Genomic DNA, 15,676 nt, shown 5'->3' with positions numbered 1-15,676 from the left:
TGCAGGCTAAAAACAGTAACGTTGAGTCCGATTACCACCGGTAGTGGCTGAAAGCCTTGTTGGCTTCGGCCATACGATGGGTATCTTCGCGCTTCTTCACCGCAGAGCCACGGTTGTTCACCGCATCCTGCAGCTCGTTCGAAAGCCGCTCTTCCATCGTGTGCTCACCACGCTTGCGCGCGGAGTCGATGATCCAGCGAATGGCAAGCGCCTGGCGGCGCTCGGCGCGAACCTCGACGGGCACCTGATAGGTCGCACCGCCAACGCGACGGGAACGAACCTCGATGGCCGGCTTCACATTGTCCAGCGCTTCGTGGAACAGACGCACCGGGTCGGCATTCGCCCCGCCACGCTTCTTCAACACGTCCAGCGCACCGTAGACAATGCTCTCGGCCACAGACTTCTTGCCGTCATGCATCAGCACGTTCATGAAACGGCTGATCACGACATCGCCGAACTTGGCGTCCGGCAGAACTTCACGCTTGATCGCGCGACGGCGACGGCTCATCTCAATCTCCCCTTACTTCGGACGCTTCGCGCCGTAGAGCGAGCGGCGCTTGCGGCGCTTCGGCAGGCCCTGCGTATCCAGCACGCCGCGCAGAATATGATAACGAACGCCGGGAAGGTCTTTCACGCGCCCGCCGCGGATCAGCACCACCGAGTGCTCCTGCAGGTTATGCCCTTCACCGGGGATGTAGCTCACGACCTCGAAGCCATTGGTCAGACGCACCTTGGCGACCTTACGAAGCGCCGAGTTCGGCTTCTTCGGCGTGGTCGTGTAGACGCGGGTGCAAACGCCGCGCTTTTGGGGGCAGCCCTCAAGGGCAGGCACCTTATTCCGCTTCGGCGCCGGCTCACGGCCTTTGGCGATCAACTGATTAATGGTCGGCATATCTCATCCTGGTTCGTGTGTATCCCGGCGGCGCTTTTGCCTGAGCATCAGGTCATCCATAAAAAAAACCTCCGCAAGGCGGTGTCCCACCTTACGGAATGTCCCTCCAGCACGCGGCCTAGGTTCGGAGAGCTTCTCCGGACGGCGCCGCACGCGCCAGATTGTATAGACGACCCGCGCCCGAAGACTCCGGCACCGCGAGAGCGCTTTCCTTAGGACCCACCCACCCGCAAGTCAAGCGTTTCTGCCGCTGCCGCAGGGCAGAAAATCGCAGACCGGCGGAATCTTCATGGCAGATCCACCGAATCAAAACGGCGTCCCGAAAGGACGCCGTTCCGACTCGCATCTTTAAGAGTGTCCGCCTTATTCTGCGGCGATTTCCGGCTTGGCGATGGCCGGCCGGCTGCCGCCCAAAGCTTGGCGGTCGCGCCCCGCGGCGATGCTGCGCAGGCGCTTCATCACCGAGCCCGTGCCCGCCGGGATCAGGCGGCCGACGATCACGTTCTCCTTCAGGCCGCTGAGCGCGTCCACCTTGCCCGCCGTGGCGGCCTCGGTGAGCACCCGAGTCGTCTCCTGGAAGGAGGCGGCGGAGATGAAGCTCTGCGTCTGCAGCGACGCCTTGGTGATGCCCTGCAGCACTGGCAGCGCCACGGCGCGGCGTTCATCCTCGGCCAGCTTGGCGTTCTCCTGGTCGAACTCCACGCGGTCCACCAGCTCGCCGACCAGGAAGGTCGTATCGCCCGGCTCCACGATCTCCACCTTCTGCAGCATCTGGCGGACGATCACTTCAATATGCTTGTCGTTGATCTTCACGCCCTGCAGACGGTAAACGTCTTGGATTTCGTTGACCAGGTAGTCGGACAGCGCCTCGACGCCCAGCACGCGCAAGATGTCGTGCGGCACGCGCGGCCCGTCCACCAGCGGGTCGCCCTTGCGGACATAGTCACCCTCCTGCACGGAGACGTGCTTGCCCTTGGGGATCAGGTACTCGGTCTCTTCGCTGGTCTCGTCGTTCTTCACGATCACGCGGCGCTTCGCCTTGTAATCCTTGCCGAATTCCACGCGGCCGTCGATCTCGGCGATGATCGCGTGATCCTTCGGCCGGCGGGCCTCGAACAGCTCCGCCACGCGCGGCAGACCACCGGTGATGTCGCGGGTCTTCGAGCCTTCGCGCGGGATGCGGGCCAGCACGTCGCCATCGGCCACGGTCGCGCCGTTATCCACCGAGAGAATCGAGTCCGGCGCCAGGAAGTAGCGGGCCTCGGTGCCGTTGGCGAGGCGCAGCACCTCGCCCTTCTCGTTCTTCAGGATCAGGCGCGGGCGCAGATCAGCGCCGCGGGCGGATTGCTTGTAGTCCACCACCACCTTGGAGGTCAGGCCCGTCACCTCGTCCACGCGCTCGACCAGGGTGATGCCCTCGATCAGGTCGGCATATTCGACGATGCCGGCGCGCTCGGTGATGATCGGCAGGGTGTACGGATCCCACTCCGCCAGCTTCTGGCCACGGGCGACATCGGCGCCCTCATCCGCCAGCAGGCGCGCGCCATAAGGCACGCGGAAGCGGGCGCGCTCGCGCTTGGCCGCGTCGGAGATGATGATTTCGCAGTTGCGGCTCATCACCACCGGCACGCCCTGCGAGTTGGTCACCACGTTGCGGTTGCGGATGACGATGGTGCCGTCATGGCTGGCTTCCACGTTGGACTGCTCGGCACCACGCTGCGCCGCCCCGCCGATATGGAAGGTGCGCATGGTCAGCTGCGTGCCAGGCTCGCCGATCGACTGCGCCGCGATCACGCCCACGGCCTCGCCCACGTTCACCGGGGTGCCGCGCGCCAGGTCGCGGCCATAGCACTTACCGCAGACGGCGATCTTGGTGTCGCAGGTCAGCACGGAGCGGATCTTCACCGTCTCCACGCCCGCCTTCTCGATGCGCTCGGCCTGCGCCTCCTCGATCAGCTCGTTCGCGGCGACAATCACCTCGCCCGTGGCCAAATCGACCACATCGGCGGCGGCGGTGCGGCCCAGCACGCGTTCGGCCAGCGAGGAAACGATCTCGCCGCCATCGCGCACCGCGCTCACGCTCAACCCGCGCTCAGTGCCGCAATCATCCTCGATGATGATGCAATCCTGCGCCACATCGACGAGTCGGCGGGTCAGGTAGCCCGAGTTCGCGGTCTTCAGCGCGGTGTCGGCCAGACCCTTGCGGGCGCCGTGGGTGGAGTTGAAGTAATCGAGAACCGTCAGGCCTTCCTTGAAGTTGGCGATGATCGGCTGCTCGATGATCTCACCCGAGGGCTTGGCCATCAGCCCGCGCATACCGGCCAGCTGCGACATCTGCGCCGCCGAACCACGCGCGCCGGAATGGCTCATCATCCACACGGAGTTGGTCGGCTTGCCGGACTCCTGCTTGGAGATCTCCTTCATCATCGCCCCGGCCACGAGGTCCTTACAGCGCGACCACGCGTCCACTACCTTGTTGTAGCGCTCGCCGGCGGTGATCAGACCGTCCTGGTATTGCTGCTCATACTCGCGCACCTCGGCCTGGGTCGTGGCAACCAGCTCGGCCTTGGAGGCGGGGATACGCATATCATCCTTGCCGAAGGAGATGCCGGCCTTCGCCGCATGGCGGAAGCCCAGCCCCATCATCCGGTCGCAGAAGATCACCGCCTCCTTCTGCCCGCAATGACGGTAGACGAGGTCGATCACATCCTGCACGTTCTTCTTGGTCAGCATCTTGTTGACCACCGCGAACGGCACGTTCGGGTCGAGCGGCAGGATCTGGCCGATCAGCATGCGCCCCGGCGTGGTCACCACGATCGAGGTCTTCACATTGCCGTCATGGTCGACCGACTTCACGCGGGCGCGGATCTTGTCATGCAGCTTGATGACGCCCGCGGTGAGCGCGAACTCGATCTCGCCGACATGGCCGAAGGCCTTCGCCTCCTCATCCTTGGTCGCCAGGAATTCCGGCGTCTCCAGCGAGAGGTAGTAGAGCCCGAGCACGATGTCCTGGCTGGGCACGATGATCGGCTTGCCGTTGGCGGGCGAGAGGATGTTGTTGGTGGACATCATCAGCACGCGGGCTTCGAGCTGCGCCTCGATGGAGAGCGGCACATGCACCGCCATCTGGTCGCCGTCGAAATCCGCGTTGAAGGCGGTGCAGACCAGCGGGTGCAGCTGGATCGCCTTGCCCTCGATCAGCACCGGCTCGAAGGCCTGGATACCCAGGCGGTGCAGCGTCGGCGCGCGGTTCAGCATCACCGGATGCTCGCGGATCACCTCCTCGAGGATATCCCAAACCTCCGGCCGCTCCTTCTCCACCATGCGCTTGGCCGCCTTGATGGTGGTGGCGAGGCCGTATTTCTCCAGCTTGGCGTAGATGAATGGCTTGAACAGCTCCAGCGCCATCTTCTTCGGCAGGCCGCACTGGTGCAGCTTCAGTTCCGGGCCCACCACGATGACCGAACGGCCCGAGTAGTCCACGCGCTTGCCGAGCAGGTTCTGGCGGAAGCGGCCCTGCTTGCCCTTCAGCATGTCGGAGAGCGACTTCAGCGGGCGCTTATTGGTGCCGGTAATGGCGCGGCCGCGGCGGCCATTATCGAACAGCGCGTCAACCGACTCCTGCAGCATGCGCTTCTCGTTGCGCACGATGATGTCCGGCGCGCGCAGCTCCATCAGCCGCTTGAGGCGGTTGTTACGGTTGATCACGCGGCGATACAGGTCGTTGAGGTCGGAGGTGGCGAAGCGCCCGCCATCCAGCGGCACCAGCGGGCGCAGCTCGGGCGGAATCACCGGCACCACATCGAGCACCATCCAGTCCGGGCGGGTGCCGGATTCGAGGAAGTTCTCGACCAGCTTCAGCCGCTTGACCAGCTTCTTGCGCTTGGTCTCGCTGGTGGTCTCCTTCAGCTCGGCGCGCATCCTCGCGCGCTCCTCGGCGAGGTCGATGCTGTTCAGGATCACCTTGATCGCCTCGGCGCCGATGCCGGCCCGGAAGCCGTCCTCACCGAACTCATCCTGCTTGTTATACAGCTCGTCCTCGGAGATGAGCTGATACAGCTTGAGATCCGTCGTGCCCGGCTCGAGCACGATGTAGCTCTCGAAATACAGCACCTTCTCGACGTCTTTGAGCGTCATATCCAGCATCGTCGCGATGCGGCTCGGCAGCGACTTCAGGAACCAGATATGCGCGACCGGCGAGGCCAGCTCGATATGGCCCATGCGCTCGCGGCGCACCTTGGCCAGCGTCACCTCAACGCCACATTTCTCGCAGATAATGCCGCGGAACTTCATGCGCTTGTACTTGCCGCACAAGCACTCGTAATCCTTGATCGGCCCGAAGATGCGGGCGCAGAACAGGCCGTCGCGCTCGGGCTTGAAGGTGCGGTAGTTGATCGTCTCCGGCTTCTTGATCTCACCATAGGACCAGGAACGGATCTGCTCCGGCGAGGCGATCTGAATCTTCATCTTGTCGAAAGACGTGGCCTGCCCCGGCTGGCCCAGAATCTTCATCAAGTCACTCATCTGCGTCATCCTTGCAAAGCCAGGCGGAGCATGCGCTCGCGCCCGGCAAAATGAAGTTTAGGTGGCGTCCTGTTCCAGATCGACGTTCAAGCCGAGGGATTTCAGTTCCTTCAGCAGCACGTTGAAGCTTTCAGGGATGCCGGCCTCGAAATTGTCCTGCTCGCGCACGATGGCCTCGTAGACCTTGGTGCGGCCGGACACGTCGTCGGACTTCACCGTCAGCATTTCCTGCAGCGTATAGGCGGCGCCATAGGCTTCCAGCGCCCACACCTCCATCTCGCCGAAGCGCTGGCCGCCAAACTGCGCCTTGCCGCCCAGCGGCTGCTGGGTGACGAGCGAATACGGGCCGATCGAACGGGCATGGATCTTGTCATCGACCAAGTGGTGCAGCTTGAGCATGTACATGTAGCCCACCGTCACCTTGCGCTCGAACGGCTCGCCCGTGCGCCCGTCGATCAGGGTGGACTGGCCGGACACGTCGATGCCCGCCTTCGCCAGCATCTCCTCGATATCCGGGATGCGCGCGCCGTCGAACACCGGGGTGGCGATGGGCACGCCCTTCTTCAGGTTGCTGCACAGCTCGAACAGCTCCTCATCGTCCAGATGTGCGATCTGCTCGTTGAAGATCTCCTCGCCATAGGCGCCCTTGAGCTGCGCCAGCATCGCCTCCTTGGCCTCGCCGGTGCGGCGGTATTCCTCCATGGCGCGGTGGATCTGCTTGCCGAGATTGGCGCAGGCCCAGCCCAGATGCACCTCCAGGATCTGCCCGACATTCATCCGCGAGGGCACGCCCAGCGGGTTCAGCACTAGGTCCACCGTGGTCCCGTCCTCAAGGAACGGCATGTCCTCCACCGGCACCACGCGCGAGACCACACCCTTGTTGCCGTGACGGCCGGCCATCTTGTCGCCCGGCTGCAGCTTGCGCTTCACCGCCACGAACACCTTGACCATCTTCATCACGCCGGGGAGCAGCTCGTCGCCGCGCTGCAGCTTCTCGACCTTGCTCTCAAAGCGCTCCTGCAAGCGCTTCACCGCGGCGTCAAACTCGCGCTTCAGCGTCTCGATATGCGCCATCACGGTGTCGTCCTGCACCACGACATTGCGCCACGCGCCGCGCGGATGCTCGGCCAGAACCTCCTCGGTCAGCACCGTGCCGGCCTTGATGCCCTTGAAGCCCGAACCCGCGACCTGACCCAGCAGCGACTCGCGCAGCCGGTTCAGGAAGGCGCGCTCCTGGATGCCCTTCTCGTCATCGCGGTCCTTGGCCAGGCGCTCGATCTCGGCGCGCTCGATCGCCAACGCGCGCTCATCCTTGTCCACGCCGCGGCGGTTGAACACGCGCACATCGACGATGGTGCCCGAGGTGCCCGGCGGCAGGCGCAGCGAGGTGTCGCGCACATCCGAGGCCTTCTCGCCGAAGATCGCGCGCAGCAGCTTCTCTTCCGGCGTCATCGGGCTCTCGCCCTTCGGCGTCACCTTGCCGACCAGAATATCGCCCGGGTTCACCTCGGCGCCGATATACACGATGCCCGCCTCGTCGAGGTTGCGCAGCGCCTCCTCGCCCACGTTCGGAATGTCGCGGGTGATTTCCTCCTGGCCCAGCTTGGTGTCGCGGGCCATGACCTCGAACTCCTCGATATGGATCGAGGTGAACACGTCATCGCGCGCGATACGCTCGGAGATCAGGATGGAGTCTTCGAAGTTATAGCCATTCCAGGGCATGAACGCGCACAGCGCGTTGCGGCCCAGCGCCAGATCGCCCAGCTCGGTGGACGGGCCGTCGGCGATGATGTCGCCCGCGGCCACGCGGTCGCCCACCTTCACCAGCGGCCGCTGGTTGATGCAGGTGCTCTGGTTGGAGCGCATATATTTGCGCAGGCGGTAGATATCGACGCCCATGGTCGCGCCATCCTCGGCGGTGGCGCGCACCACGATGCGCGCACCGTCGATCTGGTCGATGATGCCCGCCCGCTTGGCGACGATGGTCGCCCCCGAGTCGCGCGCCACGGCGGCTTCCATGCCGGTGCCCACGATCGGCGCGTCGGACTGCACCAGCGGCACCGCCTGACGCTGCATGTTCGAGCCCATCAGCGCGCGGTTGGCGTCGTCATTCTCCAGGAAGGGGATGAGCGCCGCCGCCACCGAGACGAGCTGCTTGGGCGACACGTCAATGGCCGTCACCTCCTCCGGCTTGACCATGAGGAAGTCGCCATTGCGGCGCACGGAGACGAGATCGGTGGCCAGACGGCCGGACTCATCCTTGACCGCGTCGGCCTGCGCCACCGTCAGGCGCTCCTCCTCCATGGCGGAGAGATATTTGTAATCGGGCTGCACCACGCCGTCCTTGACGATCTGGTACGGCGTCTCGATGAACCCGTATTTGTTCACCTTGGCGTAGGTGGCCAGCGAGTTGATCAGGCCGATATTCGGGCCTTCCGGCGTCTCAATCGGGCAGATGCGGCCATAATGCGTCGGGTGCACGTCGCGCACCTCGAAACCGGCGCGCTCGCGGGTCAGACCGCCCGGCCCCAGGGCCGAGAGGCGGCGCTTATGCGTGACCTCGGAGAGCGGGTTGGTCTGGTCCATGAACTGCGAGAGCTGCGACGAGCCGAAGAACTCGCGCACCGCCGCCGCCGCCGGCTTGGCGTTGATCAGGTCGTGCGGCATCACGCTGTCGATATCGACCGAGCCCATGCGCTCGCGAATCGCGCGCTCCATACGCAGCAGGCCGACGCGGTACTGGTTCTCCATCAGCTCGCCCACCGAGCGCACGCGGCGATTGCCGAGATTGTCGATGTCGTCGATGGCGCCGCGCCCGTCCTTGAGCTCGCACATGATCTTGATCGTGCGCAGGATGTCATCCTTGCGCAGCACGCGCACGGTATCCGGCACGTCGATGCCCAGGCGCATGTTCATCTTCACGCGGCCCACGGCCGAGAGGTCGTAGCGGTCGGCGTCGAAGAACAGCCCCTTGAACAGCGCTTCCGCGGTCTCGCTGGTCGGCGGCTCGCCGGGGCGCATGACACGATAGATGTCGATCAGCGCATCCTCGCGGTTATTATTCTTGTCGGCGGCCAGGGTGTTGCGGATCCACGGGCCGTTATTCTGGTCGATCGCCAGCGTCGGCAGGGCGTCGATCCCCTTATCCTCCAGCAGCGCCAGCTTCGGCTCGGTCAGCTCCTCCCCCGCCTCGGCGAAGATTTCGCCCGTCGCCGGGTCATACAGATCCTCGGCCACATAGCGGCCGATCAAGTCGCCGCGTGCCACCAGCACGCTCTTGGTCTTCTCGGCGATCTTGCGCACCGCGCGCGCGGTCAGCTTCTCCTCGGCCTTGGCCACGACCTCGCCGGTCTCGGCATCGACCAGATCCTCGATCAGCTTCACATTGCGGAACGCATCAGCCTCGAACGGGCGCGCCCACTGCCCGTTGCGGGCGGTGTACACAACCTGGCCGTAGAAGAAATTCAGCATCTCCTCGGCGTCCATGCCCTTGATCTCGCCAATCTCGACCTGCTCGCCCTTGGCGGCGCGAGCCTCGCTCAGCTTCTCGGTCGCCAGGCTCGGTAGCGCGTAGAGCAGCGTCGTCACCGGCAGCTTGCGCTTGCGGTCGATGCGCACATACACGAGATCCTTGGCGTCGAACTCGAAATCGAGCCAGGAGCCGCGATACGGGATCACGCGGGCGGTGAACAGATATTTGCCCGAGGAATGGGTCTTGCCGCGGTCATGGTCGAAGAACACGCCCGGGCTGCGGTGCATCTGCGAGACGATCACGCGCTCGGTGCCGTTCACGACGAAGGTGCCGTTATCGGTCATCAGCGGCATGTCGCCCATGTAAACGGGCTGCTCTTTAATATCGCGGATGGAGCGCGCGCCGGTATCCTCGTCCAGATCCCACACGATCAGGCGCAGGATCACCTTCAGCGGGGCGGCATAGGTCATGCCGCGCTGAATGCACTCCTCAACATCGTATTTCGGCTCTTCCAGCTCGTAATGCACGAACTCAAGCCGGCCGCGGCCGGCGAAATCGTCGATCGGGAAGACCGATTTGAAAACTTCCTGCAACCCGGAATGCGAGCGCGCATCCGGCTTGGTATGCATCTGCAAAAAGAAATCATAGCTGGCGCGCTGCACGTCGATCAAATTCGGCATCGGCGCGACTTCGGGGATGCGGCCGAAGCTCTTACGAATGCGCTTCCGGTTGGTGAAAGACCCCTTACCCAAACCACCACTGATCGCGTTCATCGCATCACCCTCGAAAAAAAATCCAGCTCAGTCACACAAAAACGGGTGGCAGGCGATCGCCCGGAGGTGATCGCCTGCCCTTTAGGCCATCTGCACGCCAAGGCCGAAACCGGCCCGGCGGGGAAGAGGGTTACTTGACTTCGACAGTCGCGCCCTGCTCTTCCAGAGTCTTCTTGATCGCCGCCGCCTCATCCTTGGTGGCGTTCTCCTTGACGGTCTTCGGCGCGCCCTCGACCAGATCCTTGGCCTCCTTCAGGCCCAGACCGGTGATGGTGCGGATTTCCTTGATCACGTTGATCTTCTTGTCGCCGGCATTGGCGAGGATCACGGTGAACTCGGTCTGCTCTTCGGCGGCGGCAGCCGGGGCGGCGCCACCAGCCGGCATGGCAACGGCCACGGCGGCGGGAGCGGCGGCGGAAACGCCCCACTTCTCTTCGAGCAGCTTGGAGAGCTCAGCGGCCTCCAGCACGGTCAGCTTCGACAGCTCTTCAACGAGCGCGTTCAGGTCAGCCATTTCTACACTCTTTCGTATAACTAGACTTCGGTTGGTTCAAGGCAAGGCGCACCATGCGGCCTTGCCAGATTTCATGCGACAAGGGTCTGAAGCGTTATCAGGCCGCCTCGCCCTTCTTGGAATCGGCATACGCCGCAAAGACCCGGGCAAGTTGACCCGCCGGCGCCTGCAGCACGCCCGCCACCTTCGTCGCCGGGGCTTGGAGCAGCCCCAGCAGCTTGGCGCGCAGCGCGTCGAGCGACGGCAGCTCGGAAAGGGCCTTCACGCCATTGGCGTCCAGCACCCGGCTCCCGAGGGAGCCACCGAGCAGCACAAACTTGTCATTGGTCTTGGCGAAGTCGACAGCAGCCTTCGCCACCGCCACCGGGTCAGTCGACCAGGCGAGCGCGGTGGGCCCCTTCAGGAGCGGGCTAATGCCATCAAACCGGGTTCCATCGAGGGCAAGCAGGGCCAGACGGTTCTTCGCAACCTTGAAGCTTGCGCCAGCCTCGCGCATCTTGCGGCGCAGCTCGGTGACTTCGGCGACGGTCATGCCCTTGTTCTGGGTCACAACCACCATCGAGGTCTCGGCAAACACCGAAGACAGCTCGGCGACGAATTCACGCTTCTCTATGCGATCCACATCCGTCTCCAACTTGCGGCGATATGCGGGATAGCCCCGCGCACCGCCAGGTTACCGAAGATGCCGGGACCATCCCGGGCATCTTTTCGCCTGTCCTTATCGTCGAACCACCAAAGCCCCACCGCTTACGGAAAGTCTTTGGCACCTCTCTACCGGATGCGGGGCAAGCCCCATCAAACCTCGCGGTACATACGGTCTCGGACAGGTCGGGGCGGTTTCCCGCCCCTGCCCGCGACGCCCTCGCGGGCGCCGCGTATCTCGTCAAAACAACTTAGGCGACGGTGCTGACATCCACGCGGACGCCAGGGCCCATCGTCGAGGACAGCGCCACCTTCTGCAGGTAGGTGCCCTTGGCGCCGGTCGGCTTCGCCTTCTGCACGGCGTCGATCAGCGCCTTCGCGTTCTCCACCAGCTTATCATCGGCGAAGCTCGCCTTGCCGATACCGGCATGGATGATACCCGCCTTCTCGGCGCGGAACTCAACCTGGCCGGACTTGGCGGCGGTTACCGCGCCCTTCACATCCATGGTCACGGTGCCGAGCTTCGGGTTCGGCATCAGGCCGCGCGGGCCCAGGATCTTACCGAGCTTACCGACCAGACCCATCATATCCGGGGTGGCGATGCAGCGGTCGAACTGGATGTCGCCCGCCTGCACCTTCTCGGCCAGATCGTCAGCGCCCACCACATCAGCCCCGGCGGCCAGCGCCTCCTCAGCCTTGGCGCCGCGGGCGAACACGCCCACGCGCAGCACCTTGCCCGTGCCATTCGGCAGAGAGATCAGGCCGCGGACCATCTGGTCGGCATGGCGGGGGTCGATGCCCAGGTTCAGGGCGATCTCGATGGTCTCGTCGAACTTCGCCTTCGCGTTCGCCTTGGCCAGAGCCACGGCTTCGGTCAGCGGATACAGTTTGGCGCGCTCAACCGTGGCGCGGGCGGCGGCCATACGCTTATCATGTGCCATGGATTAGCCCTCCACCACAGTCACGCCCATGGAACGGGCGGAGCCAGCGAGCATGCGCACAGCCGCATCCTCGTCATTGGCATTCATGTCCTTCATCTTGACCTTGGCGATCTCGCGCAGCTGCTCGATCGTCACCTTGCCGACGGCCGCGCCCTTGCCGGGGGTCGTCGTGCCCTTGTCGATCTTCGCCGCCTTCTTCAGGAAGTACGTGTTGGGCGGAGTCTTCATGATGAAGGAGAACGTGCGGTCGGCATAGGCGGTGATAACCACCGGCACCGGCATGCCCGGCTCCATCTGCTGCGTCGCCGCGTTGAATTCCTTCACGAACTGCATGATGTTCAGACCGCGCTGACCGAGCGCCGGACCAACCGGCGGCGACGGATTCGCCTTGCCTGCAGGAATTTGCAGCTTGATATAGCCTACAACCTTCTTTGCCATCTCTGGCTCCTTATCCTTTGGCGCACGCCAATGGACCGTGGTACATCCGGCCCTGCGAACCTTCGCCAAGCCTCCCACGTTCCGGTAAGGGGCGAAGCCTTAGCCCATCCCCTCTCCCCTGTCTATATCCCCGCGCCGGTTTCCCTCTATAATGCCTGCCATGCAGAACCGCGCGGCCTTGCTCGTCATCGATATCCAGCCCGATTTTTGCCCTGGCGGCGCGCTGGCCGTGCCGGAGGGCGACGCCATCATCCCACTGGTCAACCGCATCGCCGCCCGCTTCGCCAATGTCGTGCTCACGCAGGACTGGCACCCCGCCGACCATATCTCCTTCGCCGCCAGCCATCCCGGCCGCCAGCCCTTCGAGACCATCAACCTGCCCTACGGCCCGCAAGTGCTGTGGCCCGCCCATTGCCTGCAGGGCACGCCGGGCGCGGCGCTGCATCCGGTGCTGCACATCCCCCATGCCAGGCTCATTCTGCGCAAGGGCGGTAACCGGCTCGTGGACAGCTACTCCGCCTTTCTGGAAGCCGACCGCGTGAGCCACACGGGGCTCGCGGGCTATCTGCGCGATCTCGGCGTCACCGAACTCTATCTCTGTGGCCTCGCCACCGATTTCTGCGTCGCCTGGTCGGCGGAGGACGCGGTGCGCGCCGGCTTCAGCGCGACCATCATCGAGGATGCCTGCCGCGCCATCGATCTCGACGGCTCGCTCGCCGCCGCCTGGGCGCGGCTCACCGCGTCCGGGGTGCGGCGCCTCGCCAGCGGCGCCCTGCCGCCTGAATTGCAGGCATGAAAAAAGCGGCCCGGAGGCCGCTTTTCCCAAATCCGTCGGTCAGAACGATCAATCGACGTTGATGGCGGAGACTTCCGGCCCCTTGGAGCCCTGCACCACGCTCATCCGCACCGCCTGGCCTTCCTGCAGCGGGCCGAGCCCGGCAGCTTCCAGCGCGGTGGCGTGCACGAACACATCCTTGCCGCCGTTCTCCGGGCTGATGAAGCCAAAGCCCTTGGTGGCGTTATACCACTTGACGATGCCGTTCATCTCCACGGCCGGGCCGCTCGCCTGCTGCCGGGGCGGGCGCGGCGCGCGCGGACGGTCGAACCCGCCCTGGCGGGCCTGCGGCGGCGGCGCATCGCCTTCCTTGACCGAGATCACCTGATCGACCTGGCGGCCCTTCTGGCCCTGACCCACCCGCACCTGCAGGATGGAGCCCGGCGTGACAGACTGGAAGCCAGCATTCTGCAGCGAATTCGCATGCAGGAAGACGTCACCCGAGCCGTCGGCCATCTCGACGAAACCAAACCCCTTCTCGGGGTTATACCATTTCACCGTTGCCTTCGCCTCAGGAGAGGAAGATGCGGACCCAAACCCGGAAAAAGACGGCGGGGGAAAGGGAGCGTTGCCAAAGAAATTATCGTCATCGAAACCACGGCGACGGTTCTGCCGCTGGCGGTCGTTTTTCGGGGGTCGCACTATAAAAACTGTCCTCTGTGATCGTTCGGGGCGTCCAGGTGGAAACCGGACGGGAAACAGCATAGGGCAGGCAGACAGGGCCTTCAATCCTGAAATGCGGGCAAGGCCCGGCCGCCCGGCATAATTCGCCGTTATTTTCACCGGTTTTTCACGACTGCCCGGCGTTTAGCGCGCTTGTCCCGCCCGCCGGGGCGCCGTAAGAGCCTGCATGACTTTCCCCATCGACAATCCCGCCCTGGCCGAAGCCCTGGCCGCGCGCGGCTATGCCACCCCCACCGCCGTGCAGCTCGCCGTGCTGCAACCCGAAGCCGAGGGGCGCGACCTGCTGGTCTCCGCCCAGACCGGCTCGGGCAAGACGGTCGCCTTCGGCCTCGCCCTGGCCAGCACCATCCTCGGCGCTAACCCGGCCCTGCCCGCCACGCTGCGCCCGCTGGTGCTGGTCATCGCCCCCACGCGCGAGCTGGCCTTGCAGGTGCATGCCGAGCTGACCTGGCTGTATGAAAAGGCGGGCGGGCGCATCGTCGCCTGCGTCGGCGGCATGGACCCGCGCCGCGAATCCCGCCAGCTCGCCGCTGGCTGCCACATCGTGGTCGGCACGCCCGGCCGCCTGCAAGACCATATCGACCGCGGCAATCTCAGCCTCGCCGAACTCGAGGCCGTGGTGCTCGACGAGGCCGACGAGATGCTCGATCTCGGCTTCAAGGACGAGCTGGATTTCATCCTCTCCAGCGCCCCCGAGAGCCGCCGCACCCTGCTCTTCTCCGCCACCATCTCGCGCGAGATCGCGGCCCTGGCCCGCGCCTATCAGCATAACGCCCTGCGCATCGACACCGTCTCCCGCTCCGAGCCGCATGCCGATATCGAATATCGCGCCATTCTGGTGCCGGGGCATGAGACCGAGGCGGCGCTGGTCAACCTGCTGCGCGCGCAGGATTCGCGCGCCATCGTGTTCTGCGCCACGCGCGACGGCGTGCGCCACCTGCATGCCAGCCTGCTCGCGCGTGGCTTCAACGCCGTGGCGCTCTCGGGCGAACTCTCGCAGGCCGAACGCACCGCCGCGCTCAACGCGCTGCGCGATTCCCGCGCCCAGGTCTGCATCGCCACCGACGTGGCCGCCCGCGGGCTGGACCTGCCCGATCTCGGCCTCGTCATCCATGCCGATTTGCCGACCAACAAGGCCACGCTGCTGCACCGTTCGGGCCGCACCGGCCGCGCCGGGCGCAAAGGCGTGTGCCTGCTGCTGGTCTCGCCGGTCAAGCGCCGCCGCGCCGAAATGCTGCTCGCCTCGGCCAATATCGAGGCCAGCTGGCACAACCCGCCCGCGCCCGAGGAGATCCGCGCCCTGGACGGGCAGCGCCTGCTCGAACACCCGCTGCTCAGCCAAATCCCGGATGAGGAGCGGCAGCGCACCGCCCTGGCCCTGCTGGAACGGTTCAGCCCCGAGGCCATCGCCGCGGCCTTCATCAGCCTCGCCCAGGCGCATCTGCCCGAGGCCGCCGCCGTCACCATCCTGCCGCTGGCCCCGGCGCGCCCGGCCAAGCCTGCCAAGGCGCACCCCCTCGCGGCGGTCACCGGCAGCGGTCATGGCGTATGGTTCCGCCTACCGGCGGGGCGCAAGAACAATGCCGATCCGAAATGGCTGATCCCGCTGCTGTGCCGGCGCGGCGGCATCACCAAGGCCGAGATCGGCGCCATCCGCATCTTCGACCGCGAGACCAAGTTCGAGATCGCGGCGCCGGCCGCCGAATCGTTCTACGCCGCGGCCAGCCAGGCCACGCCGGCCGATCTGCCGATCGAACCCGCCAGCCCGCCCAGCCCGTCATCCGGGCCGGGCATGCCGGGCGGCAAGCCCATGGGCAAACCCCGCACCAACCCAGCCCGCGACCACGCTGGCCCGCCAAACGAGCAGCAGCGCCGACGCCAGAACAAATCCGCCAAGGGCCTGAAATAACCTGAATTTCCGGGGTACGGAAAACGCCGCCTTGGCAACAAGGCGGCGCCCG

General features: G+C 65.1%; 11 protein-coding genes. 2 read left to right on the top strand and 9 right to left on the bottom strand.

Features of this window, described 5'->3' with window-relative positions; translation table 11 throughout:
• Positions 1-31: 31 nt before the first annotated feature.
• The 8 genes from rpsG to rplK form a co-directional block, all read right to left on the bottom strand.
• Positions 32-508: a 30S ribosomal protein S7 gene (rpsG, locus tag LI953_RS02020; RefSeq protein WP_183265837.1), complete on the bottom strand. Its 477-nt coding sequence runs from the start codon at positions 506-508 to the stop codon at positions 32-34.
• A gap of 12 nt (positions 509-520) precedes the next feature.
• Entirely contained in the window at positions 521-892 is a 372-nt protein-coding gene (gene rpsL, locus LI953_RS02015) for a 30S ribosomal protein S12 (RefSeq protein WP_183265836.1), read from the bottom strand.
• Positions 893-1,255: 363 nt separating this feature from the next.
• Entirely contained in the window at positions 1,256-5,416 is a 4,161-nt protein-coding gene (rpoC, locus tag LI953_RS02010; protein ID WP_227074311.1) for a DNA-directed RNA polymerase subunit beta', read from the bottom strand.
• Positions 5,417-5,473: 57 nt separating this feature from the next.
• Positions 5,474-9,661, bottom strand: a complete 4,188-nt coding sequence (gene rpoB / locus LI953_RS02005) for a DNA-directed RNA polymerase subunit beta (protein ID WP_227074310.1) — start codon at positions 9,659-9,661, stop codon at positions 5,474-5,476.
• Positions 9,662-9,791: 130 nt separating this feature from the next.
• Positions 9,792-10,175: a 50S ribosomal protein L7/L12 gene (gene rplL, locus LI953_RS02000; protein WP_227074309.1), complete on the bottom strand. Its 384-nt coding sequence runs from the start codon at positions 10,173-10,175 to the stop codon at positions 9,792-9,794.
• A gap of 97 nt (positions 10,176-10,272) precedes the next feature.
• A complete protein-coding gene (gene rplJ, locus LI953_RS01995; RefSeq protein WP_227074551.1) occupies positions 10,273-10,797 on the bottom strand; it encodes a 50S ribosomal protein L10 in 525 nt (174 codons plus the stop codon).
• A gap of 271 nt (positions 10,798-11,068) precedes the next feature.
• Positions 11,069-11,758 carry a 50S ribosomal protein L1 gene (rplA, locus tag LI953_RS01990; protein ID WP_227074308.1) on the bottom strand — a complete coding sequence of 230 codons (690 nt, stop codon included), beginning with the start codon at positions 11,756-11,758 and terminating at the stop codon, positions 11,069-11,071.
• 3 nt (positions 11,759-11,761) lie between these two features.
• On the bottom strand, positions 11,762-12,196 hold the full coding sequence (rplK, locus tag LI953_RS01985; protein ID WP_227074306.1) for a 50S ribosomal protein L11: 435 nt from the start codon (positions 12,194-12,196) through the stop codon (positions 11,762-11,764).
• Positions 12,197-12,356: 160 nt separating this feature from the next.
• On the opposite strand from rplK, the gene pncA reads away from it, so the two are divergent.
• Positions 12,357-12,992, top strand: a complete 636-nt coding sequence (gene pncA, locus LI953_RS01980) for a bifunctional nicotinamidase/pyrazinamidase (protein WP_227074550.1) — start codon at positions 12,357-12,359, stop codon at positions 12,990-12,992.
• A 48-nt stretch (positions 12,993-13,040) separates the two neighbouring features.
• Here the strand turns inward: pncA and LI953_RS15525 are convergent, their stop codons facing one another.
• On the bottom strand, positions 13,041-13,529 hold the full coding sequence (locus tag LI953_RS15525) for a cold-shock protein (protein WP_370635731.1): 489 nt from the start codon (positions 13,527-13,529) through the stop codon (positions 13,041-13,043).
• 352 nt (positions 13,530-13,881) lie between these two features.
• Between LI953_RS15525 and LI953_RS01965 the strand changes: the two genes are divergently transcribed.
• Positions 13,882-15,624, top strand: coding sequence for a DEAD/DEAH box helicase (locus LI953_RS01965; protein ID WP_227074305.1), 1,743 nt, complete (start codon positions 13,882-13,884; stop codon positions 15,622-15,624).
• Positions 15,625-15,676 lie beyond the last annotated feature (52 nt).

The organism is Acidocella sp. KAb 2-4 (assembly GCF_020567705.1).
Taxonomy (GTDB): Bacteria; Pseudomonadota; Alphaproteobacteria; order Acetobacterales; family Acetobacteraceae; genus Acidocella.
This window is presented reverse-complemented; position numbering and strand designations above follow the sequence as displayed.